The sequence below is a fragment of the Streptomyces sp. NPDC006739 genome (assembly GCF_042869815.1).
Lineage (GTDB): Bacteria > Actinomycetota > Actinomycetes > Streptomycetales > Streptomycetaceae > Streptomyces.
In genome coordinates this window covers 246,870-272,418 of record NZ_JBIAGM010000013.1, presented here as the reverse complement: position 1 = coordinate 272,418, position 25,549 = coordinate 246,870, and the positions used below count along the sequence as shown (strand labels likewise).

20 protein-coding genes and 1 pseudogene are annotated in these 25,549 nt (G+C 71.0%); 10 read left to right on the top strand and 11 right to left on the bottom strand.

Translation table 11 applies throughout. The features are described 5' to 3' along the window. The coding region (locus tag ACFYMM_RS26110; RefSeq protein WP_388390536.1) for an SPFH domain-containing protein at positions 1–282 on the bottom strand (282 nt) is incomplete at its 3' end. 254 nt (positions 283–536) lie between these two features. After that, positions 537–2,192, bottom strand: a complete 1,656-nt coding sequence (locus ACFYMM_RS26105) for a GAF domain-containing protein (RefSeq protein ID WP_388390558.1) — start codon at positions 2,190–2,192, stop codon at positions 537–539. A 539-nt stretch (positions 2,193–2,731) separates the two neighbouring features. On the opposite strand from ACFYMM_RS26105, the pseudogene ACFYMM_RS26100 reads away from it, so the two are divergent. The 3 genes and pseudogenes from ACFYMM_RS26100 to ACFYMM_RS26090 form a co-directional block, all read left to right on the top strand. After that, positions 2,732–3,147: pseudogene (locus tag ACFYMM_RS26100) on the top strand (histidine kinase); the annotation flags it as partial. Positions 3,148–3,312: 165 nt separating this feature from the next. Further along, complete coding sequence (locus tag ACFYMM_RS26095) at positions 3,313–3,999, top strand: CBS domain-containing protein (protein WP_388390556.1); 687 nt, start codon at positions 3,313–3,315, stop codon at positions 3,997–3,999. A gap of 35 nt (positions 4,000–4,034) precedes the next feature. Next, a complete protein-coding gene (locus tag ACFYMM_RS26090) occupies positions 4,035–4,637 on the top strand; it encodes a hypothetical protein (RefSeq protein WP_388390534.1) in 603 nt (200 codons plus the stop codon). 159 nt (positions 4,638–4,796) lie between these two features. On the opposite strand, the gene ACFYMM_RS26085 is transcribed toward ACFYMM_RS26090, so the two are convergent. Further along, a complete protein-coding gene (locus tag ACFYMM_RS26085; protein ID WP_388390532.1) occupies positions 4,797–5,456 on the bottom strand; it encodes a CBS domain-containing protein in 660 nt (219 codons plus the stop codon). A gap of 44 nt (positions 5,457–5,500) precedes the next feature. Then, positions 5,501–5,959: a Crp/Fnr family transcriptional regulator gene (locus ACFYMM_RS26080; RefSeq protein WP_388390531.1), complete on the bottom strand. Its 459-nt coding sequence runs from the start codon at positions 5,957–5,959 to the stop codon at positions 5,501–5,503. Between the two features lie 620 nt (positions 5,960–6,579). Here ACFYMM_RS26080 and ACFYMM_RS26075 point away from each other — a divergent pair. After that, positions 6,580–6,738: a hypothetical protein gene (locus tag ACFYMM_RS26075; protein WP_388390529.1), complete on the top strand. Its 159-nt coding sequence runs from the start codon at positions 6,580–6,582 to the stop codon at positions 6,736–6,738. A gap of 195 nt (positions 6,739–6,933) precedes the next feature. Here the strand turns inward: ACFYMM_RS26075 and ACFYMM_RS26070 are convergent, their stop codons facing one another. From ACFYMM_RS26070 to ACFYMM_RS26060, 3 genes are all read right to left on the bottom strand, one after another. After that, positions 6,934–7,518 carry a CBS domain-containing protein gene (locus tag ACFYMM_RS26070; protein ID WP_388390527.1) on the bottom strand — a complete coding sequence of 195 codons (585 nt, stop codon included), beginning with the start codon at positions 7,516–7,518 and terminating at the stop codon, positions 6,934–6,936. A gap of 100 nt (positions 7,519–7,618) precedes the next feature. After that, positions 7,619–10,306 carry a GNAT family N-acetyltransferase gene (locus ACFYMM_RS26065; protein WP_388390525.1) on the bottom strand — a complete coding sequence of 896 codons (2,688 nt, stop codon included), beginning with the start codon at positions 10,304–10,306 and terminating at the stop codon, positions 7,619–7,621. 120 nt (positions 10,307–10,426) lie between these two features. Beyond that, a complete protein-coding gene (locus ACFYMM_RS26060) occupies positions 10,427–12,757 on the bottom strand; it encodes a heavy metal translocating P-type ATPase (protein WP_388390523.1) in 2,331 nt (776 codons plus the stop codon). 701 nt (positions 12,758–13,458) lie between these two features. On the opposite strand from ACFYMM_RS26060, the gene ACFYMM_RS26055 reads away from it, so the two are divergent. From ACFYMM_RS26055 to ACFYMM_RS26030, 6 genes are all read left to right on the top strand, one after another. Next, a complete protein-coding gene (locus ACFYMM_RS26055) occupies positions 13,459–13,581 on the top strand; it encodes a CBS domain-containing protein (protein ID WP_388390521.1) in 123 nt (40 codons plus the stop codon). A 403-nt stretch (positions 13,582–13,984) separates the two neighbouring features. After that, positions 13,985–15,280, top strand: coding sequence for a cation:proton antiporter (locus tag ACFYMM_RS26050; RefSeq protein WP_388390519.1), 1,296 nt, complete (start codon positions 13,985–13,987; stop codon positions 15,278–15,280). 185 nt (positions 15,281–15,465) lie between these two features. Further along, a complete protein-coding gene (locus ACFYMM_RS26045) occupies positions 15,466–15,687 on the top strand; it encodes a hypothetical protein (protein WP_388390517.1) in 222 nt (73 codons plus the stop codon). A gap of 193 nt (positions 15,688–15,880) precedes the next feature. After that, the gene (locus ACFYMM_RS26040) at positions 15,881–17,776 is read left to right on the top strand and encodes an ABC transporter ATP-binding protein (protein ID WP_388390515.1); all 1,896 of its coding nucleotides are present in this window, start codon (positions 15,881–15,883) and stop codon (positions 17,774–17,776) included. 104 nt (positions 17,777–17,880) lie between these two features. Next, positions 17,881–18,558, top strand: a complete 678-nt coding sequence (locus tag ACFYMM_RS26035) for a response regulator (RefSeq protein WP_388390513.1) — start codon at positions 17,881–17,883, stop codon at positions 18,556–18,558. Next, positions 18,558–19,679 (top strand): sensor histidine kinase, encoded by a 1,122-nt coding sequence (locus tag ACFYMM_RS26030; RefSeq protein ID WP_388390511.1) that lies wholly within the window; start codon positions 18,558–18,560, stop codon positions 19,677–19,679. The genes ACFYMM_RS26035 and ACFYMM_RS26030 overlap by 1 nt, the downstream gene beginning before the upstream one ends. A 432-nt stretch (positions 19,680–20,111) precedes the next feature. On the opposite strand, the gene ACFYMM_RS26025 is transcribed toward ACFYMM_RS26030, so the two are convergent. Genes ACFYMM_RS26025 through ACFYMM_RS26010 form a run of 4 tightly spaced genes read right to left on the bottom strand, consistent with a single transcriptional unit; the run spans position 20,112 to position 25,258 of the window. After that, a complete protein-coding gene (locus ACFYMM_RS26025) occupies positions 20,112–21,185 on the bottom strand; it encodes an NlpC/P60 family protein (protein WP_388390509.1) in 1,074 nt (357 codons plus the stop codon). A gap of 57 nt (positions 21,186–21,242) precedes the next feature. Further along, positions 21,243–21,725 carry a poly-gamma-glutamate biosynthesis protein PgsC/CapC gene (locus ACFYMM_RS26020; protein ID WP_388390507.1) on the bottom strand — a complete coding sequence of 161 codons (483 nt, stop codon included), beginning with the start codon at positions 21,723–21,725 and terminating at the stop codon, positions 21,243–21,245. Then, positions 21,722–22,993, bottom strand: a complete 1,272-nt coding sequence (gene pgsB, locus ACFYMM_RS26015) for a poly-gamma-glutamate synthase PgsB (RefSeq protein WP_388390505.1) — start codon at positions 22,991–22,993, stop codon at positions 21,722–21,724. The genes ACFYMM_RS26020 and pgsB overlap by 4 nt, the downstream gene beginning before the upstream one ends. Before the next feature lie 6 nt (positions 22,994–22,999). After that, positions 23,000–25,258, bottom strand: a complete 2,259-nt coding sequence (locus ACFYMM_RS26010) for a cache domain-containing protein (protein WP_388390503.1) — start codon at positions 25,256–25,258, stop codon at positions 23,000–23,002. Positions 25,259–25,549: the final 291 nt, after the last annotated feature.

Genomic DNA, 25,549 nt, shown 5'->3' with positions numbered 1-25,549 from the left:
GACCACGCGGAAGTAGGCCACGGCGGAGACGTCGACGCTCACGTTGTCCTTGGTGATGATGCCCTGGGACTGGATCGGCATCGTGACGACCCGCAGCGACACCCGGTGCAGGGCGTCGACGAACGGGATGATGAACCGCAGCCCGGGGGAGCGTGTTCCGACGAGTCGGCCGAAGCGGAACAGCACCCCTTTCTCGTACTGCTTGACGACCTTCACGGCCATGGCGAGCGCCACGAGGGCCAGGAGGCCGACCACCACGATGAGAACGATCAGGACTTGCATGGAAGGCTCCTCGGGACGAGGACCACGGCGTTCGCGCGAGGTCCTGAAAATGGGTCGGCGGAGCACGTGACGCCAAGGGGAGCGAGCACTCTGTGATGTGCTCGTGGCCCGTCGCGAGGAGCGCGATTCACCGGACCGGGCACCGAAGGCCGTGACGACCTGAGGACCGGCCGTGTCTCCAGCATCGCTCGTCGGGGACTGGGATTGCATGGGTCGAACGGCCCCCACCGTGCCGGCCTCCGTACGACGCCGGGTCAGCCCTTGTCCGCGGGGAGGGGGACGGTCCAGTCAAGGGTGGTGCCGGTGGGCCGGTGCGGGGCGATGGTGAGGACTCCGCCGAGTCCCGTGGCACGGGTGTGGAGGTTGGCCAGTCCGCTGCGACGGGTGCTGCGAGCCGGGTCGACGCCGTGGCCGTTGTCGGAGACCTGCAGCCTCAGGTGTGTGGCGGTGGCCTCGACGGTGACGTTCACGGCGGTGGCGTGGGCGTGCCGGGCGACGTTGGCGAGGGCTTCGCGGAGCACGGCGAGCAGCTGGTCGGCCATGGCGTCGGCGACGAGGGTGTCCAGCAGGCCGGTCATACGCAGGGCGGGAGTGAAACCCAGAGTCGCGGCGCCCGCGCCGACCTCCGCGACCAGACGCGTCCTCAGGCGCGTATGCCCGGTGCTGTCACGCTGTCCCAGAGCGTAGATCGTCGACCGGATGATCTTGATGGTGTCGTCGAGGTCGTCCACGACCTGTTGGATGCGCTCCGCGGCCTGCGGGTGATCGGAGACCTGCGCGAGGACCGATTGCAGGGTCATTCCTCCGGCGAACAGGCGCTGGATGGCCAGGTTGTGCAGGTCGCGGGCGATACGGTCGCGGTCGCCGAGGAGCAGGAGCTGTTCGGCGGCGCGGCGGTGCTCGGCGATCTCCAGGGCGAGAGCGGCGTGGTTGGCGAATCCGGCGATCATGGCGACGGTCGCGTCGGTGAAGGCGGATCGGCCCGGAAGACCGGCGACCTGCAAGACGCCCCGCACGTGTTCGGGGGTGCCGAGCGGGACGAGGAAGACCGGCCCCAGGGACATGAGGGCGGTGTCGTGTTCGGTTCGGGGGTCGGAGTTCCAGTCGTCGGTCGTGATCGTCTCGCCGGAGGTGTAGACCTTCGCGGCCAGCGTGGTGGCCGGCAGGACCAGCCCGCGTACGCGGTCGGCGTCCTGGCCGGAGGTGGCTTCGACGACCAGGTCGCCGGTGCGGGGGACGGGCACGGCGAGGGCGACCAGATGGGCGTCGGCCATCTCGCGAATGGTGGCGGTGAAGGAGTTCAGGACCTCGGCCGGGGCGGTGCCGGACAGCAGGCTGCTGGTCAGTTCGCTGCTGGCCGTCAGCCAGCGTTCGCGGCGCTGTACCGCCTCGTACAGCCGGGCGTTGTCGACCGCCACCCCGGCCGCCGCGGCCAGCGTCGCCAGCACCGCCTCGTCATCTGTGTCGAACTCGGCCCCACCGCGTTTGTTGGTCAGGTACAGGTTGCCGAACACCGCCTCGCGCACCCGGACGGGAACGCCCAGGAAGGTTCGCATCGGCGGATGCCCGGCCGGAAAACCAGCGGCGTCCGGGTGCTCGTTGAGATCGGCCAACCGCAGCGAGTGCGGCTCGCGGATCAACAGCCCGAGGATTCCCCGACCTTCTGGACGGTGCCCGATCGCGGCGAGGGTCTCCTCGTCCATCCCGTCCGTGATGAACTCTTTGAGGCCGCCTTCCTCGCCCAGTACGCCCAGCGCCCCGTACTCGGCATCGACCAGGGTGACCGCGGACCGTACGATCTGCCGCAACACCGCACCCAGATCCAGCTCGGTCCCGACAGCCAGAACCGCCTCCAGCAGTCCGAGCACCCGCTCCCGGGCGGTACGCACTCGTGTGATCTGGGCCTGCATCTCCTCCAGCTGCTCGTCCAACCGGATGTGGGGCGCCACCTGGTCTCCGGTACGCCGCGTAGCGCCCGTGCCCTCGTCCACGCGGACTCCCTTCGGGCGGAAAACTCCCTTTGGTCCCTCCAGCATGCGCCCGAAAAGCCGCCATCGGCCTGTCACGGAGGAGGACCCCGCTTGAATGTTCGAATCGAGCAGGTAGGACGACCATCGACTCGGTCGGCACTCCACGGCCCGGCCTGACCTGGCAGCGAGCCGCGCGCCTTCCGCGAACAAACGTGCGAGGCGCCTGTGGCGGGGCAGGCGATGCGCGGACGGCAGGTCAGCCGTGCCCTCAGTTGCCGGCTCCGTCTCGGAAGCGGCGCTCGCAGAGGTGGTGCGTTCCCACTCCGGGAACAGGCTGCGATCTCGGCGGTCCCCCGTTCTGCCCCGGAAGCAGGCGGCCGGTCACGGCCGGGAGTGGCTTGACGCTACCGAGAGCTTTTCGGGTGCACGACTGCGGCGCCCTTCCTGGCGGATCACAGACACGGGCAGTTGGAAGCGCCTCGACCGGCATGACACTCCAGAGTGTGGGCCGCTTCATCAAGCATCCCGAGGCCGCCAAGCGGGTGCTGCGGGCCGTGGAGAACCTGGACGAGACCATCAGGATCATCTGTTCGACCATCTTCGGGCTGCGGGCCCGGGCCGTAGACGTTGTCGGCGTGAGACCTCGGTGCTGGGTTTCACGCCCAGCGTCCGCCTCGAGAGCCTGCTCGACACCAGCGTCCCGCTGGAGATTGCCGACCACCTCGTGGTCGGCAATCTCCGAGGTCCTCACCAACATCGCTCGCCATGCCCATGCCGATAGGGGGCCCGCAACATGGCCGAGCGCACGGAGCAGCCGGGCGGGCACCTCCACGTGTCCAGCCCCGACGGGGGCGGTGCCACACTGCACTGGCGGGTACCCCTGCCCCCCACGTAGGAAGCGGGCACTTCCCTGGCGCGGGGGCGGAGTCCGGCAGGCCGTGTTGGCGGACCACACGGGCAAGGGGTCCAGGGACGGCCCACTCGGCCCATGTTCCGCGACCGCTCGCCGGTGCAGCCTGAAGGCGTCGTAAGACGGCACCTCGGCTCCCTGGAGGACGCCATGAAGGGCACTCCCACCGACGTGAGTGACGTGATGACCCGCAGGGTCGTCGCCCTGCGCACGGGCGCGGTCTTCAAAGACATCGTGCGGACCATGCAGGAGTGGAGGGTCAGCGCCCTCCCCGTGCTGGACGACCGTGGACACGTCGTCGGCGTCGTCTCCGAGGCCGATCTGCTGCCCAAGGAGGAGTACAGCGAGGGCGACGCGGGCCGGTACGGGCCGGAGGGCCGCAAGGCGGACGCGGTGACCGCCGGTGAGCTGATGACCGCTCCGGCTGTCACTGTGACGCCCGACGCCACCCTCGCCCACGCCGCGCGCGTCATGGCTCGCAGAAGGGTCAAGCGGCTGCCGGTGGTCGGCTCCGACGGGACTCTGCAGGGCATCGTCAGCCGGTCCGACCTGCTGAGCGTCTTCCTGCGGGACGACTCGGACATCGCCGAGGACGTCCGGCACGAGGTCGTCGCACGGCTCTTCGGCGCACACGCCGGAGCGATCCGGATCGAGGTGCGCGACGGTGTCGTGACCCTCACCGGCCGGGTCCGCGAAACCGCTCTGATTCCGCTCGCCGCCCGCCTCGCGCGATCCGTCGCGGGCGTGGTGGACGTGCACTGTGCGCTCGGCGGCACGCCCCGCCATCCGGACCTCGACCCGGACCTGCCGGACCCGCAACGGCCGGCCCCTGCCTGACGGAGGCAGATCGCAAGGCGAAGGAGGGCGGGCCGATGACACGGACACCTCCCATGACCGTGACACGGGTGAGGCTGTGGCGCTGGGGGCACAACCCGCTCAAGCGGCACAGTGACGTCGTCGAGGCCTGGATCGTGCTCGTCACCTGGGCCCTGGCGCTCCTCGGAGGAGTGCTCGCGGGCGTGGTGGCGGCGCAGGCCACGGACTCGGCGTTCGCCGCCCGGCGGGCTCAGGTGCACGCCGTGTCGGCTGTACTCACCGACGACGCGGCGAAGACCCCCTCCGGCGGCAGCGGATACGACAACGGCCGGGTGTGGGCCGCCGTGCGCTGGACGGACGCGGTCGGCAACGTGCACACCGGGCAGGCGAAGGTCCTCCCGGGCTCCCATGTGGGCAGCAGGCTCACCGTGTGGGCGGACCGTACTGGCGGGATCGTCTCCCCGCCTCCCAGTGGGACAGGGGCGACGCTGCAGGTGGTTCTGACCGGTGCCCTCGTGGCACCGCTGGCCGGTGCGACGGTCTGGGCCGGCGGCTGGCTGATCCGTACGCGGCTCCTTCGGCGGCGCCTGGCCGAGTGGGAGGAGGAGTGGGAGCAGGTCGGACCCGAGTGGCGTAAGCGGAGCGGCGGCAGAGGTTGATCGGCAATGCCGGCCGCGGCAGGCCCGGCATCAGCAGGCACGGGGCCGTGGCCCAAGGCGCAGTCCCACGGTACCGACGCAGCGAAAGCTCAGCCCCACGGTCGAGTGAGTTGGGCGGTCGGACGCATCGACGCCTGCCGATCGGCTGCGCCGAGGGCGTCACCCGGCGTCGGAGTCGGCGGCGGTAAGTCGGCAGTCCACGCCCACGACCCCTTCCACGCCCCGGACCAGGCGCTCGGCCAGTGGAATCCGCGCGGCGTCCCCGACGCGTCCCGTCAGGGTCGCGACACCGTCGCTGACGACGATGTGGACGGGCTCGACCGGGGCCGGGAAGAGAACATCGATGATGTCGCGTCGGATCTCGTCCGCCAGGTCGTTGTCGGGACGCAGGAACACCTTCAGTAGATCCCCGCGACTGACCACGCCTTCGAGGACGTCCTCGGCATTCACCACGGGCAGCCGCTTGACATGCCGCAGCGCCATGATCCGTGCCGCTTCGGCGAGCGTGGCGTCTTCATGGACGGTGACGGCCGGGCTGCTCATCAGCTCCTCGGCGGACACCGCCCCGGCCTTGGCCAGGTCGGGCAGCCGACGCAGCTGAGTGAACCGGTCAGGATCGCTGTCCCGGAACTCCTCCTTGGGCAGCAGGTCGGCCTCGGAGACCACCCCGATCACCCGCCCGTCGCCCTCCAGCACGGGAAGGGCACTGACCTTCCACTGCTCCATGCGTTCGACGATGTCCTTGAACCGGGCCTTGCGGCCCACCGCGACGACGGCATGCGTCATCACGTCGCTCACCCGGTGGGGGGTGCTGTCCATGCTGTCCTCCCATGACCGTCCGGCCGGACGGAGCGTGCGCGCGGTCACGACAGGTCACCGCTGCCGTAGGGGGCGTACAGGTCGAGCAGCCGGACCCGGGTGGCGTGCAGCCGCTGGGCGACCACGCGTCCCACCCACACCGCTACGGCCCGCCCGAACGTCGGATCTGCGGCGCACATCCCGCGCACCGCCTCGGCGTCGAACTCCCAGGCCCGCACCGGGGTCATCGCCTCGGCGCCCAGATGCCAGAGATGCGGCGGGAAGTGCCAGGACCAGCCGACCAGTTCGCCGTGCCCGAGTGACTCGACCACGGCCGGGCGGCGGCCGGGCACCTGCAGATCGAGGGCGACGGTTCCGGTGCGGACGATCCAGAAGCGGTCGGCGTGCCGGCCCTCCTCGAACAGGCGGGTCCCGGCCTCGAAGGAGACCTCGCGGGCGAGGCGCATCAGCCGTTCGCGGTGCACGGGCTCGAGCGCCGTGCTCATGGTGGTCGCGGAGGTCATCGCACCGACTCCCTTCCTGGGCTGTCGATCCCAGCGTGCGCGACCTCGGCCGCCGACGCCACGGGCTGCCCGGACCGGGCCGTGGGCCCTTCGGCTCATACCGCGCGGTGCGTCGCCGGGTCGGCCCCCGTACGAACCGAGCCGGTGCCGCTCACTCGAATGGGCCGCCCCGGCCCTTTGTCGGGACTCTTCGGCCCCGTGCGTCCCGCCCGCTGGTCCACGCACGCTGGACGCACCCGCAGTGGAGGGAGAACGATCATGAGCGTCTCCACGCGCATCGCCGTCATGGCGGTCGGTGACCCGTCCCGGCACGACGAAGGGGTCAGCCGGGCGGTGCTGTCCCGCCTGCGCGAGCGGGCGCTGGAGAGGTCTTTCCGGCCGGGCACCGTACTCGCGGAGTGCGACCTCGATCCGGGACGGCTGATCCAGCTGTGGGACCACACGGAGCTGACCGTCGTCCTGGAGTCCGCGCGCACCCGACCGGGGAACCCCGGCCACATCCACCCGCCTGGAACTAGGCGCCCGCCGACTGCACCGGCCGAACGCCATGGTTGCACGCGGACTCGGCGAAGCCGTCGAGGTGGCCTGGGAGCCAAACCGGCTGGCTGCCCGGTCACCTGGTGGCGTACGCCGTCGAGGCCGCCGACACCTCGGTCGGACCGGGGCTGTCCCCACCCGTCAACGCCGTGGTGGACATCCTCGTGAAGCGGGTGGAGGACGAGATCGTCCGGCATAGGGTCGCCGCGGCGCGTGGGGCCGACGGCGCGGCCATGGCATGACTGGACGGGAAGGGCTCGTCTCCCGCTTCTCGCGGATCCCGATTGCGCGGTGAGCGGCTGCCGGCCGCTTCTCCACGTCTCCTACGGGTCCTTCCCGCCACTACCAGCACACCACCGAAGCCGCTCGCCCACCAGGGCCGATCGGCCCCGATACGGCGGTGATCGCGAGGAGCCCGAGCACATGAGAACCGCGCTTCACGACTCAGCGGCCCAGCCCGCCGTAGGGTCCCGCCCCGCGCTGCTCACCTTCCTCGGCGGCGTGGGCACGGTCACCGGCAGCAAGTTTCTGGCCGAGAGCGACCACGCCCGGGTCCTGATCGACTGCGGCCTCTCCCAGGGCCTCACCGACCTCGCGTCGACGAGCACCTCGCGCTGCACGGCCCGCCGGATCTCGTCATCGGCGCGGAGGAAGACCTGGAGCAGATCGCGGTGGGTGACGATGCCGACGAGCCGGTCCTCCTCGTCGACCACCGGCAGACGTTCGATGCCGTGCCGAGTCATCAGCCGGGCGGCCTCCGGCAAGCCGGCTTGCGCACGGACCGTCACCGCCGGCGCCGACATGATTCCGCCGGCCGTACGAGCCCGGTTCCGGGCGGAACTCGCACATGCACGGCGGCGGAGCTTGCACGCCAAGTCGTCGAGACGGCCGCCGGATTCACTCGACCGCGCCTGTCGCTGCATCAGCTCGGTCTCCGAGACGACCCCGGTGGCCTTGTCGTCCTCGTCGATCACGGGCAGCCCGCTGACGTCGTGGTCACGCAGGAGGCGGACGAGGTCCATGAACGGGGTGCCGTACCGGGCGGTATGACGTCGCCACTCATGACGTCGCCGATCTTCGTGGGCTTCACGGCGGTCCTCCGTTTCGACGGTCGTGACCCGGTCAGCGCAGTCGGCGCAGGTACGGGTCGTGGGGCCGGCGCGGGACCAGCCGTACACGCGCGTCGAGGGTGGTGACGCCGCGTGGCCCGGCCAGCACAGGATTGAGGTCGGCCTCCACCAGCTGGGGAAGGTCCGCAGCCATCCGGGAGAGGCGGTGCAGGAGTTGCTCCAGGGCGGCGAGGTCGACGGCAGGGCTGCCGGCAAAGCCGAACAGCAGGGGAGAGCAGCGTGGGGAGGTGAGCAGGTCGTGCACGTCCAGGTCGGTCAGCGGCGCGAGCCTGGCGGCGTGGTCGGCGAGGAGTTCGGTCGCGGTACCGCCGAGGCCGAACACCACGAGCGGCCCGAAGACCTCGTCCTGGACGACACCGGCGAACAGCTCGGTGCCCCGTTCGGCGAGCGGCTGGACGACCACTCCGGTCATCCGGTCGCCGAACCGGGTGACCAGATCGCGGTGGGCCGCCCTGACCTGGGAGGCGTTCTGCAGGTCGAGGTGGAGGGCGTGCTGCTCGCTCTTGTGGACCAGACCCGGCCAGTACGCCTTCATGACCACGCGTCCGTCCGGTCCGGCGAGCCGTTCGGCCGCTGCGACCGCCTCGTTCTCGTCTCGCGCCCACCCCCAGGGGATCTGTCGGATGCCGTAGCAGCCCAGGAGCACGGCCGTGCTCTGAGGGTCGAGCCAGCCGCCCTCCGGATGGGCCTCCAGGTAGGCGGTGGCCAGGTCCTTCGCGCGTGCGGTTTCCACGTCCGGCAACTTCGGTACGGCGCCCGGCCGCCGGGCGAGCCAGTCGGCGCGCGTTGCGGCGTGGGCCAGGGCACGGGCGGCGTCCTCCGCGTCGGAGTACGCGGGCAGGGTGCCTCTGCCGGCGGTGGGCAGCAGCTCGACGCGGGCCGCTTGCGCGGGGAGCACCGCGACGACGGGGCGGGCGAGAGGGCCAGGAGCCGAGGTCAGGGCGCGCACCAGGTCTTCTCCGGTGGCCGTGGCGACCGCCGTGGGGACCAGGCTCACGAGGACGGCGTCGACGGCGTCGTGCTGGGCCAGAAGGCTGATGCATGCCTGTAGTTGCTCCTCGCCGACGGCCGCCGTGACGTCCACGGGGTTGGTCGCGGTGGCGCCGTCGGGCAGCAGGGCGAGGAGTGCGTCCACCAGGTCGGCGGCGAGTGGTGGGATCACCAGTCCGGCGTCCACGCACGCGTCGGCGGCCAGGACGCCGGCCCCGCCCGCGTTGCTGACGACGGCGATCTTCGTGCCGTGAGGCAGCGGCTGGGCATGCAACAGGGCCGCGGTGTCAAGGAGTTCGCCGATGGTGCGGGTGGCGGTGATGCCGGCCTGGGTGAACAGGGCCTGCCGGGTCATGGTCGGGGTGGCCGCCGCCGCGGTGTGCGAGGCCGCGGCCCGCCGCCCGGCCTCGGACCGGCCGGCGTCCACGGTCAGCACGGGCATCGTCCGGGCCACCCGGCGGGCGGTGCGCGAGAAGGCGCGGGGGTTGCCGAAGGACTCCAGGTGCAGCAGCGCCAGGTCGGTGTGCCCGTCGCTCTCCCACCACTGGAGCATGTCGTTGCCGCTGACGTCGTACTTGTCGCCGAGCGAGACGAAGGTCGACACCCCGACGCCGAGCCGGGCCAGCCCGTCCAGCAGCGCGATGCCGACACCACCCGACTGCACGGCGACACCGGCCGTCCCGGCTCCGGGGTGCCGGGCGGCGAAGGTGGCGTCCAGATGGACGTCGTCCTCGGTGTTGGCCAGGCCCAGGCAGTTCGGGCCGACGAGTCGCATGCCGTGGCGTCGGCACGCGCCCATCAGAGCGCTGCTCTGGTGCGTGTCCAGGCCCGCGGACACCACGAGCAGGGCGCGTACGCCGGCTCTCCCGCATTCCTCGGCCACCTCGGCAACGGCCGCGGCCGGTACGGCGATCACGGCCAGGTCAGGCACCTGCGGCAGGTCGGCGACGGACCGGCAGGCGTGCACCCCGGCAATCGCGGCAGCCTCCGGATGCACGGCGAACAGTCGCCCGGCGTAGGAACCGTTGTCGATGTTCCGCAGGATCGCGCGCCCGACCGACCCCGGCCTGCGGCCCGCGCCGATCACCGCGACCGTTCGGGGCCGCAGCAGCGGCTGCAGGCTGATGACGTCGGCGACCCGGCCCCGGGCTTCGACCGCGCTCAAGTAGGTCTCGTCCTCGGTGAGTTCGACCGAGCAGTGCACCTCCGGTCCGTCGAAGTGGCGAGTGACGCGCAACCCGAGGTCGTGGAAGACCTTGAGCACGTCGTGGTTCTCGGCCAGGGCGTCGGCGCTGAAGGCGGTGACGCCCGCCGTACGCGCGGCGTCCGCGAGGTGTTCCAGCAGGAGGGTGGCCACACCACGGTGGTGCCAGTCGTCGGCCACGGCCACCGAGATCTCGGCGGTGCCACCGCCGGGCAGAACCTCGTACTCGGCCAGCCCCACAAGCCGCCCCCCGCACTCGGCAGCCAGCGCACGGTATCCGGAGCGTCCGCCCCTGGCCACCCGCTCGGCGGCCTGCCGGGCGGAGGACGGGCTGACGGAGAAGAACCGCAGCCGCAGGTTCTGCGGTGCCATCGCCTCGTACAGGCGCTGCACCTCCTCCCGATCCGCCGGACCCGCCTGCCGTATGCGGACAGTGGTTCCGTCGGCCAGCAGGGCATGCAGCGGGGCCTCCTGGATACCGGTCATCACGAACTCTCCCTCCGGACGATCCCGCGTTCAGCGTCCGGCGGCGGGTCCCGGTGGCACAGGGGCTGACCGGGCACCGCGCGGGCCGAACGGCCCTCCCGGGCCGAGACCTGCACGATCTCACTGGGCCAGGGAGAAGTAGCTCTCCTCCTCCTGCGTGAAGTGCAGGAGGAGGACGGTGTGCAGTCCGTACAGGCAGGAGCGCAGGTCGTCGAGCTGGCTGGGGGACAGACCGCCCCCGGCGCGGGCCAGCTGCAGGTGGGTGGCGATGCGGTGGGAGAGGCGTTCGATCTCGGTGTGGGCCCGGCTCATGGTGGCCGTGGCCTCTGGGCCGCCGAGCGCGGGGGCGAGGGCGGGGTAGAGCTCGTGCTCCTCGGCGTGTTCGTGGGGCAGCAGCCGCTCGGTGAGCAGTCGATGAGCCTCTTCGACAGCTGCCAGAGCCTGCGGTCCGGGATCGTCGGAGAGAGTATCGGCGGCACCTCGCACCGATTCGAGCACGTCCTGGAGGTCGTCGTGCTCCGAGGCGAAGCGGTGGATGAGCGCCTCGGCGGCGGGCGTCAGTGCCGGCCGCGCGGCCTGGTCCGCGCGCAGTGCGCGCAGGGCGTTCAAGATGACCGCCACGTCGATGGCCTCCTGAAGGAGGGCGCCGACGGCGGGCGGCAGCAGTCCGAAGGCGGCCGCGGCCATCGCGGCCAGGGACATCGCCATCCCACCCAGGGCACTCTGCACGGCGATCCGACGAGCCCGTACGGCGATGAAGACGGCGTCGGCCAGCCGGTCCACGCGATCGGTGGTCAGCACGATGTCGGCGGCCTCCGAGGAGGCGGTGGAACCGTGGGCGCCCATCGCCACACCGATGTCCGCGGCGGCCAGCGCGGGGGCGTCGTTCACGCCGTCGCCCACCATGACGGTGACCGCGCGTTCGCGTTCGGCCCGTACGACGGCGACCTTGCCGGCCGGGTCGAGTCCGGCGCGGACGTCGTCCAGACCGAGGACGGCGCCCACCTCGCGGGCCGGCTCCGCGCGGTCGCCCGTCAGCATCAGCAGCCGCTCGATGCCGGCGGCCCGCAGGTGTCGCAGGGTGCGCGGGGCGTCGGGGCGGAGGGGATCCCGGAGCAGCACCGCACCTACCGAACATCCGTCGACGGTCAGCCAGGCGACCGCCGCGCCGTCGAGAAGCGCCCGGTTGTCCACCGCTCTGGTCCAGGCCGGGCGGGCGCCGGACGCGCCGATGCGGCCGACGGACACCCGGTGACCGTCCACAGTGCCCGCAGCACCCCGGCCGGGCTCCTCCGTGACATCGGACGGCACCGACAGGACAAGCTTGCGTGCGCGCGCGGTGTCGACGATCGCCTCGGCCAGAACATGCGGGGAGTACTGGTCCAGCGACGCGGCCAGCCTCAGCACCTTCGCAGGCTGCCACCCCGGTGCGGCCACCACGTCCAGGACGCGAGGGCAGCCGCGGGTGAGGGTGCCGGTCTTGTCGAGCAGCAGGGTGCGTGCCCGGCCCAGGTTCTCCAGGGCGCCACCGTCGCGCATGACGACTCCCAGGCGTGAGGCGCGGGAGATCCCGGAGACGATGGCCACCGGCGCGGCCAGCAGCAACGGACAGGGGGTGGCGACCACCAGCACCGCGACCGCTCGGACCGCCGAGCCGCTGAGCAGCCAGGCCAGTCCCGCCACCGTGAGAGTGAGGGGAAGGAACCAGGCCGCGTAGCGGTCTGCCAGCCGGACCACGGGTGCGGACTCGGCCCCGGCCTGCCTGGCCAGTCGCACGATTCCGGCGTAGGTACTGTCCTGCTCGGTCGCCGTGGCCCGCAGCTCGAAGGCGCCGCCGGCGTTGACCACCCCACTGCGGACCGTGTCACCCGCCGTCCGTTCGACGTGCAGGGACTCGCCGGTGAGCACGGACTCATCGAGGCAGGCCACGGCGCCCTCCATCCGCCCGTCGACCGGGACGACCTCGCCCGGACCAACGACGAGCAGGTCACCTATGGCGACTTCGCCCAGCGGGACCGTGGCGACGCCCTGCGCTGTCCGGCGGCGCGCCGAGCGGGGAGCGTGCTCCAGCAGCGCGCGCAGATCGTGCGAGGCACGCCGCTGGGCTGCCGCCTCCAGCGTGCGACCGGTGGCCAGCATCAGCGCGATCAGCGCACCGGCAAGGTATTCATGGACGGCGAGGGTGCCACCGAGAGCGAGAACCGCGATCAGGTCGACGCCCGCACGGCCATGACGAAGTGCGGCGACTACCCAGCCCACCGCGGGTAGGACCGCAGCCGAGGTGCCCAGACCCCACAGGAAGTCCGCGAGACCCTCGTCACCGGCGAGCCAGGCAGCACCCCCTGCTGTCAAGGCCGCTGCCGTGACGGCCAGGAGGGCGGGCTCCAGCCGTGCCGAGGCAACGGCCACGGTCGGAGAGCGCAGCCGTGTGATGAAGGCGCAGCGGTTCATGGCCACCTCTGTCTGCCCGGCGTAGTTGCCCGGTCCGGTCCGCGTCCACCACACCCCGGCGCGCCGGGTCCCTGGCAGGGGACGAATGGCTCTCTGCCAGGGCCGTCCGGACCTTGTCTGGGACTATGTGCGTGCCAGCGGCGATCAGAGTCTCCGGACGAGTGCGTGCTCGGGGCACCACGACGGCCGTCGCGTTGGCCGCACCGGCTCATGACGCACAGCTTGGGCGAGGGTGAGAAGCAGGCACTTCGAAAGTCGCAGGCGCCGAACCCTTACCGCTGTCGCTCGCGAGGAGGTGAGTTACTGTGATGATCTAGTACGGCCAAGGTGTGGGCCGATGGGGCTGGTTCGCCATGTCCGGTAGGCCTGATCCTCTTCTGGACCCTGAGCGTCACCCTCGGCATCATCCTGTACCGGGCCCTGGTGAGGCGGGGAGAAAGCAGTGACAGAGCCGACGCCAAGCCGATGGACCCCGCCCCAGGGCAGCTCCTTGCTAAACGCTTCGCCCTGAGTGCGGTAGACGAGGACGAGACATTGCTGATGGCCTGGGAGGTAGTGCAGCGATCCGGGCAGCGTCATCTGCCGGTGTTATACGAGAACGGCTGCTGCGCCGGTGTGCTGGGCCGCGCGAGGCCCGCCGTCGCCTGCGCCGACCCGCGGTGACACGGTCCCGCAGGGCGCGTCTTGCTCCAAGGCGCCGCATGGTCACGGCCCATCCGGAGGAATCGACACTCCGAGCGGCAGCCGTCATTACGGAGGAGCACGTCGACGCGCTGCCGGTCACCGACTCGCACGGACGACTGACCGGCCTGCTGACGGCGTAGGACTACGCGGCTGGTGCTGGTCTGCACCTGCACACCGGCTTGACGCAGGACACGCCGCACCTAGTCGCGCGAATCAGGACTTTGACTACCGAGTGTGATACTTGCTGAACGTCCTACCCCCTCCTTCCAGCCTGTCGGCGGGGTGGATCCCGCTGATCGGCGGGGTGACTTTCGGTGAGCGGCGCGCTGGGATGAGACGGGCGGCGGGATCACGAGGAGTTGCTGCGTTGACAGAGCGGGGCCAGGGCCCTGTCGGTGCTGGTGAGCCCGGTGTAGGGTCCAGCGCCGTGTGTGCCGGGCCTCGTGCGTCGTACCGTCTGCCGGTGGTCACGCCGGTCGACGTCCTTGTGCAAGTCCCGGCGGAGCGGCCGCCGGTCTGCTCCGAGTTCTGAAGCGGATTCGAATGATCTCTGTCCTGATTGTGATCACCACGGTGGTGGCCGGTTGGTCGCTGGTCGCCGGCCGGCTGGAACAACGGCACGTGAGGGCTCCTCTGGTGCTGGTGCTCGCGGGAGTCGTCACCGGGGTGTTCACGCACAGCCATATCGCCGCCACGTTGAACTCCGAGGTTGCTCAGCATGTGGCCGAGGTCATCCTGGCCGTCCTGCTGTTCGTCGACGCCACCGAGCTGCCGGGCGGGCGGCTGTTCGGAAACGACCCCGGCTCCGCCGCGCGGGCCCTGCTGGTGGCCCTGCCGCTGAGCCTGATCGCGGCGGTGCTGCTGGGAATGTGGCTGCTGCCCGGGCTGCCGGTGGCGCTGCTGCTGCTCATCGCGTGCATCGTCGTACCGACCGACTTCGCCCCGGCCGAGACGCTGGTCCGCGACCGGCGCATCCCGGCGAGGGTGCGCAGCGTGCTCAACTTGGAGAGCGGATACAACGACGGCATCGTCTCGCCCCTGTTCCTGTTCGCACTGATCCTCGTCGGCACCAACTCCGTCACCCGCACGCCCGAGCAGGCCCTCGGCACGGCCGTGCCGTTCGCGCTGAAGGCCGTCGTGGCCGGCTTCGTGGTGGGGGCGCTGGTGGCGTGGCTGATCAACAAGGCCGACCGCGCGGAGTGGATGACGGAGCAGTCCCGGCGGATCGTCGTGCTGGTCACACCGCTGCTCGTCTACACCGTGACCGTGGCAATGGACGGCAATGGCTTCGTGGCCTCGTTCGTGTGCGGGATCGCCTTCCGCTACGTCAGGCAGGCGCCGGTCCGCCGACGGGGCGTCTCGGCTCCCCACGCCTCGGACTTCCAGCTCATCGAGGACACCAACTCGATGATGACGATGTGCATGTGGTTCTTCTTCGGCAACGCCGTGGTGCTCGCCGTGGGCGAGGGCGTCCAGTGGCCCACCGTCGTTCTCTGCGTCGCAGCGCTCACCGTCGTGCGCGTCCTTCCGATCATGCTCGCCTTCCTCGGCTCGACGTTCACCTGGCGAGAACGGCTCATGGTCGGCGCGCTCGGACCACGCGGCACCACCTCCATCGTGTTCGGCCTGCTCGCGTTCAACGCTCTGCCGGACGGGCTGTACGCCGACACCGCCCTGTACGCCATGACCCTGACGGTGCTCGGCAGCGTTCTGCTCCACGGCGGCGGCTCGATGGTCATCGCCCGGTCCCTGACCGGCCCGCCCCCGTCGGCTGCCGGCGGCCCTGCCTGCCCGGGGACCGACGAGCCGGACTCGCGGGTCGTCGCCAAGCGGAGGTGATGTGCCTGGCGGTACCGCGTGCCTCGCGGTGCTGTGATGTCCCGCGGTGCTGCCGTGCTGGTGACGCGTCCGCCTCGCGGCCCCGGCGGCTCCTGCTCCAGGCCGGTCTTCTCCAGCCACTCGGCGGGGGTGGACCCGACAGTCGCCGGATGTGCGGAGAGCGGGCGGGCGTCCAGTCTGGAGGCATGACACAGCACGTTCGCGACAATGAGCACGAGACCACCCTCGGGGCATCGGCCGACACCGACGTGCCGCGCGGTGATGTCACACCGGGCGGAGGCGGGTTGCTGGAGTTCGTCGGTCTGACGCTGGCAGCGGGCGCCGGGGTCCTGTTCGTCGTCCGTCCCGAGTTCTACGAAGCAGGGGTGCACATCTTCGCCACGCAGACGGCCTCACTGTTCCACTGAGCCGACGATCGGAGACCTCTCCGGTGTGGGCGTCTCCGCGGTCACCGGCTGATCTCCTGGTTGCCGTTGCACACACGCTCGCTACGAGGGCTGTGGCACCGGCCCCCTGAGCCGCGGCCCAAAGTACTCGTGCGGGCCGGTGCCCGCAGCCGCTGACGCGGCGCGCGTCCGACCCCGTAGGAAAGGGAGTTCTGTGAACACCGCATCCGCCTCCGAGCCGACGGGCGCCGAGTCCCTACGGGCCCGCGAGACGCTCAAGGCGCTCTACGGGTACATCCGTCCGCACCGGTGGGCCGTCGCGCTCGGTCTGTTGTGCGCACTGGCCGGGGCCGCAGGGGGACTGCTGCAGCCGCTGGCCACGAAGACCCTGGTCGACCGGCTCTCGTCCGGTGGCACGATCGGCACCGTCCTGCTGGCACTGACCGCGTTGGTGCTGCTGGGCGCGGCGGCTGAGGCGTTCGGTGCCTATGTGCTGGAAAGGACGGCGGAGTCGGTGGTGCTCGCCGCCCGCCGCGGCCTCGTCGGACGGTTGCTGCGGCTGCGCCTTGCGGAGGTGGACCGGATGCAGCCGGGCGATCTCATGGCGCGGGTGACCTCCGACACCACCCTGTTGCGGGCGGTCAGCACCCAGGCCGTGGTCTCCGCGGCGACGGGGGCGGTGACGCTGGTCGCGGCGGTCGTGGTGATGGCGTTCCTCGATGCCGTCCTGCTCGGCGTCACCCTCGCTGTGGTCGCGGTGCTCGGCGTGGGCGCAGCGCTGGTGATGCCCAAGATCGGGCAGGCCACCGAGCGCTCCCAGGCGGCTGTCGGGGAGATGTCCACGGGCCTGGAGCGGGTCTTCGGCGCATTCCGTACGGTGAAGGCGTCCGGCGCCGAGGAGCGGGAGACCGCTCGCGTCGAGGCGGCGGCGCGCAGGGCGTGGCGCCATGGCGTGCGCAGCGCGAAGTGGGAGGCCGTGCTGGGGTCGGCGGACAACCTCGCCGTCGAGCTGGCGTTCCTCGCGGTACTCGCCGTCGGCGGGGCGCGGGTGGCGTCCGGGGCGATGCCCGTGTCCACGCTCGTCGCGTTCCTGCTGTACCTCTTCTTCCTGATGGAGCCGGTGTACAAGCTGGTCGACGCCGCGTCCCACTACCAGGAGGGGGCGGCCGCGATCGCCCGGATCGCGCAGGTGGACGGCCTGGCGACGGAGCCACAGGACCCGCATCGGCCGGTGCGGCCCGCGGAATCCGAGGCGGTGTACCCGCGTCCGGCGTCGGTGCGCTTCGAGGAGGTGTCCTTCCGGTACGGTCCCGGGCTGCCGGACATCCACCAGCAGGTGGACTTCGAGGTGCCGGGCGGCGGGATGACGGCCCTCGTCGGCCCCTCGGGCGCGGGCAAGTCGACGGTCTTCGCGCTCGTCGAGCGGTTCTACGAAGCAACCGGCGGCCGTGTCCTGGTCGACGGTGAGGACGTGACGCAGTGGCCGCTGCCGGAGTTGCGGTCGGTCATCGGGTATGTCGAGCAGGACGCGCCGGTGCTGGCCGGCACGCTGCGGGAGAACCTGGTGTTGGCCGCGCCCGGCGCGACCGACGACGACATGCGCGAGGTCCTCGCCCGCACCAGGCTCGACACCCTCGTCGAGCGTCTCCCGCACGGCCTGGACACCCTGGTCGGGCACCGCGGCTCGAAACTGTCCGGCGGCGAACGCCAGCGCATCGCGATCGCCCGCGCGCTGCTGCGCAGGCCTCGGCTGCTGCTCCTGGACGAGGCGACCGCCCAGCTCGACGCCGTCAACGAGCAGGCACTGCGGGACGTCATCGCCGAGACCGCACGCGAGACCACCGTCCTTGTGGTGGCGCACCGCCTGTCGACGGTCACGGACGCCGACCGCATCGTCGCCGCGCCGTCGCCGGGAGACCGCTGCGGCCCGTGGACCCGGGCGGGCCCACGGGCCGATCCCACCGGACGAGAACCGGCCGGCGCCATCCGCCGAGCCTCGTCCACCTGCCCGCCGACGGGCCCGGAGCGCTCCCCCCGACCGGCTGGAACGGGCCTGCCGGGTGGCGGGTGTCCACAGCGGCGGCACCGTCGCGCTCCGTGCCGGACGTAGAGTCGACAGCAGGCGATCACCGTACGAGCAGTGGACGCCCCGGTGCGGGGTGTGCGGGTCGCCGAGAAGCTGGACAGATCAGACGAGTGTGAGGCGGAACGCCGGTGATCCGGGTAGTGGTGGTCGACGACGAGGCACTGGTGCGGTCCGGGTTCGAGCTGATCCTGAACGCCTCGGACGGCATCCAGGTCGTGGCGACCGCGGCGGGAGCGCAGGCCGCCGACGTGATCCGGCGCGAGCACCCGGACGTCGTGCTCCTCGACATCCGCATGCCGGACGTGGACGGCCTGACCGTCCTGCGGGAGATCCAGACGCTGCCCCAGCCGCCGGCGGTGGCCATGCTGACCACCTTCGACGCCGACGAGTACATCGTGACCGCGCTGCGCTCCGGAGCCGCGGGCTTCCTGCTCAAGGACACCGAGCCCGAACAACTCGCCCAGCTGGTCCGCACCCTGGCCGCGGGCGGGGTGGTGATGTCCCCGAAGGCCTCGCGGGCTCTGTTGCGCAGTCACCCGGGGGCGGGCGCGCCCCAGGACGCGGACGTGGCGCGCGTGAATCTGCTCAGCGACCGCGAACGTGACGTCCTCGTCCTGATCGCGGAAGGACTGTCCAACGCCGACATCGGCACCCGCATCCATCTGAGCGCGGGCACCGTCAAGGACCACGTCAGCTCGATCCTGACCAAGCTCCGGGTCTCCAGCCGCGTCCAGGCGGCGCTCCTCGCGGAGCGGGCCGGACTGCTCAGCGACGACGGCGCCGACACGGCACGGGGCAACGGTTGATGAGCACGGGCCAGGCGCTGTGGCGGCGGGTGCCGCCCTGGGCCGTCGACGCGGGCCTCGTCACGCTCGCCGTGCTCGACACCTGGGTCAACCTCTACGGCGAGGCGACACCGTTCATGTGGGCCTGCGCCGCCCTCGGCTGCGCAGGACTGTTCCTGCGCAGGCGCTTTCCACTGGTCGTCTTCCTGCTGACACTGCCCATGACCCTGTTCATGGACGTGGCGGTCGCGCCGATCGCCGCCCTGTACGCACTCGCCACGCGGACCCGCAACCGCCCGCTGCTGGCCGGCTGTGCCTTGCTGAACGCGGCGGCGGCCACCCTCGCCTGGCCCCTGTCCGACACTTTCTCCCGCGACCGGACCTGGACGCTCATCCAGTTCGTCTACACGCTGGCCACGGCCTTCGCCCCGATCCTGTTCGGCCAGCTCGTACAGGCCGGACACGACGTGGCCCGCCAGCTCGCCGAGGTCGAAGACGCCCGCGAACACGAACGCGCCCTGTACGCCCAGACCGTCCTCGCCCGCGAACGCGCCCAACTGGCCCGCGAGATGCACGACGTCGTCTCCCACCAGGTCAGCCTCATCGCCGTACAGGCCGGAGCCCTGCAGGTCGCCGCCAAGGAGCCCGACGCCCGCGACGCCGCCCGCACCATCCGCACCCTGAGCGTGAACACCCTCGACGAACTCCGCCACATGGTCACCCTGCTGCGAGCCTCCGGCGGCAAGGAGACCGAACTCACCCCCCAGCCCACCCTCGCCGACCTCCAGCAGCTGATCGCCAACAGCGGCATCGAGACCACCGTGACCGGAGGCCTTCCGGCAGGCATCAGCACCACCGCCCAACGCACCGTCTACCGCACGGTCCAGGAAGCCCTCACGAACGTACGCAAGCACGCCCCCGGCGCCCGCGCCGAGGTGCGCCTGTGGCACGACGCGCAGCACTTCGGCGTCACCGTCACCAACACCGCCCCCACCCGTCCGTCCGTCGCCCTGCCCAGCGCCCGGCACGGCCTGATCGGCCTGCGAGAACGCGCCGAACTGCTCGACGGCACCCTCACCGCCGAACCCACCCCACAGGGCGGATACAAGATCGAACTACGGGCCCCCACCCGGCCCGCCTGAGAAGCCATTGTCTTTCGGGCGGCGCGTTCGACGCCAGGGCCTGCCGTAGCTGAAGCAGCATCGCATACGCCACCGCCGCACGATGCTGGCCGGTGCCGGTGCCGGTGCCGGTGCCGGTGCCGGTGCCGGTGCACTCGCGCTCGCCATCACCACGGCCCTCACCTTCACCAACGCCCAGGCCGCCCCTGTACCCTCGGCGGCCAGACTGTCCCCGGCCCGCCGCGACCACCCCCGCGTCCCAGCTCACCACCGGCACAGCCGGCGCGTATTACGACCACCTCGCTGGGTGGTGGGTGTCGCCCGTGTAGTTGACGCTGGCGTTCAGCGCGGTGACGGTGGGCCGGCGCTCTCCGGACCCCGTCAGCTACGCTCGGCGCCCGGCATGCCGACGCCTCCTCGGCTGGCGGAGGCGTCGACCCGGTCGGAGCGCGGTCAGAGACGGCGGGCCGCGCGCAGCCCTTGAGCGTAGTAGCCGTCACCGTCGAGCCGTGAGGTGCCGCCCCTGTCGCCCATGGTGGGGCCGTCCGCGTTCTTCCGGCTGGAGATGAAGCGCGGGTGGTCATCGGTGTCCAGGCCGAGGTAGATACCCATGTGGCCGATCCGTGCGCCGGGCAGCTCCCGTGTACTGAAGAAGACGAGGTCGCCGGGCTGGAGCTGCTGGATGACAGCAGGGCGGCGGTCGGTGAGGGGGATCACGGGTACGCCGAGCCGCGCGTGGGCGATCGCGTCGGGGGTCCGTTGCAGTCCGCTGCCCGCCGGGCTGTCCCTGCTGTTCAGCGGGAACCCGGCGCGGTATCCGTACACCAGCCGGACATAGCCGGAGCTGTCGACGGAGCGCGCGCGGTCCTTTTCGGGGCGGCGGGTGACAGCGTCGGGGAAGGTCCAGGGGATGCCCAGGTAGTCGTAGAAGTCCGAACCCGTGCGCGGCTTCCCTTGCCGGGTACGCCCCGAGTCGCTGGTGGTGCTGGGTGTGTAGCGGGCGGCACCGCTGTATGGGACTCCCGCCGCCGTCTTCCGGGCAGGGGCACCTGCGATGTAGTCGAAAGCCGTGGCGAGGACGTCGGGATCGCGGCTGCCGCGCCGGGAACCGAGCCACGTCTTGAACCATTCACTCCGCTCCGCGCCACGGGCCCATGCCTTGGGCAGCAGCCGCACCCAGCTCCTGGTGACGACGTGGGCATCCGTGGTACGCGGCTCCGCGAAGGTCCTGCTGGGTCCGGCCAGTACGGCCGTACGGGCGCCGTCGGTGAATGTGGCGATGACGGTGCCGCGGGGGTCTCGGGCGATCGTGCGGGAGGGGTTGCCGATCCGCTCGAAGTGCAGCGGACCGCTCCCGGTCCGGATTCCGGCACCCGGTGATGCCGGTGATGGCTTCGGATGGTCGGTGCGCTGCCTCAGCTGCAGGGTCAGCACGCAGCTCGCCGCGAGCAGGACGGCTGTCACCAGGAACAGGGCCGCGTTCCTGGTCAGGGAGAACCCACGGATTCTGGACAGGAGACGTTTCACTGGTCAACTCCGTTGACGGAAAGTGGAGATGGCGCTGGATGTGGGGGAGGGGCCGGCTCACGTCGTGGGCAGGGCACCGAGCAGCAGCCCGGACACCACAATCACGTAGGTGGCGAAGGTGACCGTGCCGGTGGACAGGACCGTCGCTGTCTTGGGCTGCCTCTGGAGCTGGTAGGCGATGAGGCCGGGGACGATGAACCCGAGGGCCTGATGGGCGAACAGCAGGGGGAACTTCTGCTGGAGCGACAGGGAGAGCCCGGCCTGGAGCAGGACGCCGGTGAGCACGACGGCGGCGAACAGCCGCTTGCCGTAGAGGATGACGAAGCGCTGCAGCAGCTTGGTCAGCAGGTAGGTCAGGCCCGCCACGCCCACGACCATGGCGGCGCGCCGCAGATCGTCGACGAGGGTGAGGGCGAGCCAGCCGGGGGTGATCATGCCGCCCGGTGAGAGGTTCGTGGTCAGGTAGCACAGGAGGGAGAACACCAGACCGAGCGCGATGCCGATGGCGGCGATCTGGGGGGTGACTACTGCGGGGATCAACGGGATTCTCCATGGGAGGAGTTGTGGTGGACACCGGGAGAAGTGGGGGCGTCGCTCGGGTGAGCTGGGTCGGCGCCGGCATCGAGGTGGTCGGGCGCGAGTGCCGTGAGCCGATCCAGGAAGAGTTCGCCCTGGCCGTGGATGTTGCCGATGGCGACGAGCGAGGAGTCGGGCCCCAGGTGAGCCAACAGATCCGTGGTGAGCCGGTCGGGGTCGCGGCGGTCGCCGCCGAGATCGACGACGTTCCCGGTCCAGTGGCTGGGTACGGCGTCGGCGGCCGACTTGGTGGGGTGGCCGATGAGGAACACCGTCTCCGGGTCGAGCTGGGGGATGAGCGCGCCCATCTGCCCGTTGCGCTCCACACGGTCGGGACGGCAGTTGATGACGACGTGCAACGGACGCTGGATCGCGCCCAGTTCGAGCAGCTGCGTGATGTTCATCAGCGTTGACTCGGGGTCGTTGGCGGCGAAGACGTTCGCGAAGCGCAGCCGCTTGCCGTCAGGGGTGCGGTACCGCTCGACGGACAGCACACCCGGGTCCGGGGGCGCCTCGTACATTCCCTTCAGCGCGGTCGCGCGGTCGACGCCGAGCAGTTCGGCGACCGCGAGTGCGATGGCGACGTTCTCCTTGAAGGTGAACCAGCTGAAGCCACGCAGTTCCTCATCGGTGACGGTTTCCGGGTCGGCGTAGACGAGCTTGCAGTTCCGGGCGTCGGCCTCCTCTTCGAGTATGTGGAAGCGCTCCTTCTCCGCTGTCACGCAGACGCCGCCTTCCGGCAGGGACCGGCACAGGGAGCGGGCCACGTCGTCCAGCGTCGGGCCCATCTCGGCGAGATGATCCTCACGGACGTTGCAGAGCACGCCGATGGTGGAGCGGATCAGCTTGGTCTGGTTGATCTCCTGGAGAGCGGGCATGACGGCCATGCACTCCATGACCAGGACATCGGGTCGGTAGGCGGCGGCCCGTCGGACGATACCGATCTGCTCCACGACGTTGGCGATGCCGAACTTGCGGTAGACCGGCTCCTCGGTGGCGTCGGGGTGGATGAACCGGGCAGCGGTGCCCGTGGTCTTGCCGACGGTCACCAGACCGCTGCCGCGCAGCGCGCCCGCGCACAGCCGGGTGATGGAGGACTTGCCGCGAATGCCGTTGACCAGCACTCGGGTGGGTATGGCGGTGAGGTTCGCGTCATGGCGGCGCTGTTCGACGATGCCTGCGACGAGCAGGCCGGCGCAGCACGTCGCGAGGACGCAGTACAGGAAGAGCACGGCGGGTCAGCTCCTGGGACCGGGGCCGGACGGGGAAGCGGAGGGGGCGGGCGCCCCGTCCGGGGAACACGGTGCGGGCGGTGCGTCGGTGCGGGGGAGTCGCTGTCTGATCAGTTCGAGGCTGCGGGCGACGGATCCCACCTCGTCGTGGTGGCGCGGGTAGAGCACCGTTGTGCGGTCCCCGGCCGCCAACGCCTCCGCACCTGCGGCGATTTCCCGCAGCGGACGTACGACGACGAGATGCAGCCAGCCGAGGCAGAGGGCGCCCGTCGTCAGTCCGAGCAGACCTACGAGCATGATCCGCCGCTGGGCCTCGTACTCGGGAAGGCCGATCCAGAACACCGGTCTGATCGAGGCGACCTTCCAGTCGAGTGCGCTCGCGACGCCTCGCTTGTCCTTGAACGGCGCCACTGCGGCGACCGCCGGATTTCTCCAGCCCAGTAGCAGTTCAGCGGAGCCCTTGGGTGCGCGGGCGGCCTCCAGCTGGGCCCGCAGCCGACCGTCGGAGACCCGCCCGAAGGCCACGAACCCCTTGTTGGACGCGATGACCCGATGCGCGGAGTCCACCAGCCACACCGAGCCGAGACCGGGTCGGTTGAGGATGCCGGTCAGATACCCGACCCTGAACTCGCCCACGACATAACGGCGTCCGGACCTCCTCGGCGTACCCTCGGCCGGTTGAGCGGCCACGGCGGCGAGCACCGGTACCGTGCCGGAGGTGTTCGTCTGCATGACGCCGGGCCTGACGCGGACTGTCTTCGGGGTACGGGGCTCACCGCCGGCGCGGACGAGGATCTCGCCGGCGCCGTCGACGACGTACAGGGACTGATACCGGCCGTGCTGCTCCAGAGACCTGTCGAGGACCTTGCGCGCCTCCTGCGGCCGGGAAGCGTCGACCACGGTGGCGAGATGGGCTAGATCCGCGTATCCGTCGTTGATCCCCCTGCGCACGCGATCCGCCGTCGTCTCGGTGCGTTGCCGCTGGTCGTCGGAGATCACTCGCGGTACGACCGCAGCGGGGTGCGGCCAGGTGCTGCCGAGGGCCAGCAGCATCGACGCGGGCCAGGCCAGCAGAGCGAACGCGCACATCACCAGGACGGTGCGCAGTCCGAGCCGGTGCCGGCTCTTGCCGGTCCCGAGCGGAATGCGCCTCTTGGCCGGCGGCCGCGCGGGCTTCCCCTGCGACGGTCCGCCCCCGCCGCGGAGTTGAAGGCGCAGTGCCTCGAGCGCGGCGCCGACCCGGGCAGGTTCCCCGAAGCGGGCCACATGGACGGGAGCCGTGAGGTCGCCCGAGCCGAGCCTGTGCGCTTCGCGACGCAACCGCAGCACGGGCCGCCGCACCAGCATGTGAAGGACCGCGGTGACCCCGGCCGCGAGGGTCACCAGGACAGCCGCGGCGAGGAGGGCCAGACGAAGGTCACCGGTCCCGGCCCCATGACGCTCGGTCCGCACCGTCGTGACGACCGTCAGCCCGAGTGCGCTGCTCGGACTCTCTTTCGTGGCAAGCCCCCGCGCCACCGCGGCGTACCCGACGGCGGTACGGGCGTTGCCGTCCGCTGTCCGGACGAGACTGCCGCTCGGACCGTCGAAGCCGTCGGCAGCGGCGGTGTCCGACGGCCCCTTGCGCTGCGCTTCGCGAGCGGCGGTGCCGGCCAGCGCCTTGGCCTGGTCGGTGCCGGATCCCGGTCCGGCCGAAGTGAGAGTGGCCCCGTCACGGTCCACGACGTTGAGCGTGTGATTCCTGCCGACGGAGATGCCCGGCAGCTTCAGACTCTGGGAAGCGGCGAGCAACTCCTGCCTGCCGCCTTGCGACAAAGTCGCAAGGACCAGCAGCCGGGTGATGCCCGAGTCGTCCCGCACCAGCTTCGGAGGCGGGTTCGCCGGCAACCCGCGGAGATCCGCCTTCCCGAGCGGTACGGCCTCCCCCTGCGAGGCGAGCAGCTGGCCGGTGGACAGATCGACGACGGCGGTGCCGCGCCACTTGCGGTAGGCCCGGTCGAGGCGGGTCAGCATTCCGTCCGCCGGTATGGACTTGGAGCCGCCGAAATCCGCGGCCGCTGCCCGCAGATCGGTGACGCTCTGGTCGACGGAACCCTGCAGCGCAACCGCCCCGTCCTCGGCGATGTGCTGCTGGGAGCTGAGGACGGCCTCGGGAACGCCCCGCTCGGCATCGCTTCCGACGGCGAACACCGTCAGGCCCGCGAGGAGCGCCAACAGAACCGGCAGGGCCGCCAGTGGCGGCCGCACACCTCCCAACACGGCCATGTCCGCCCGACGCCGAGCCGGGCCCCGCGTGGATATCGTGGATCGAGTGGTGGTCAAAAAACATCCCTTCCAGGGTTGGCAGATGTCGCGCGAAGCAATGAGCAAAAGTTCTTTACCTGCCTGACGAAGGGAATGCTTCGCCGGTTTATCGGGGAGGTGTGACGGTACTCACCCGCTGGCGAAAAAGCACCGCTTCACGCTTGCGGAAGACACTGCATCATGCTTCTGAACTGCTGGTTTGAGATGCTTGAGGAGTGGAGCCGATGGCTCGAACACTCGGTTCGGCACGCC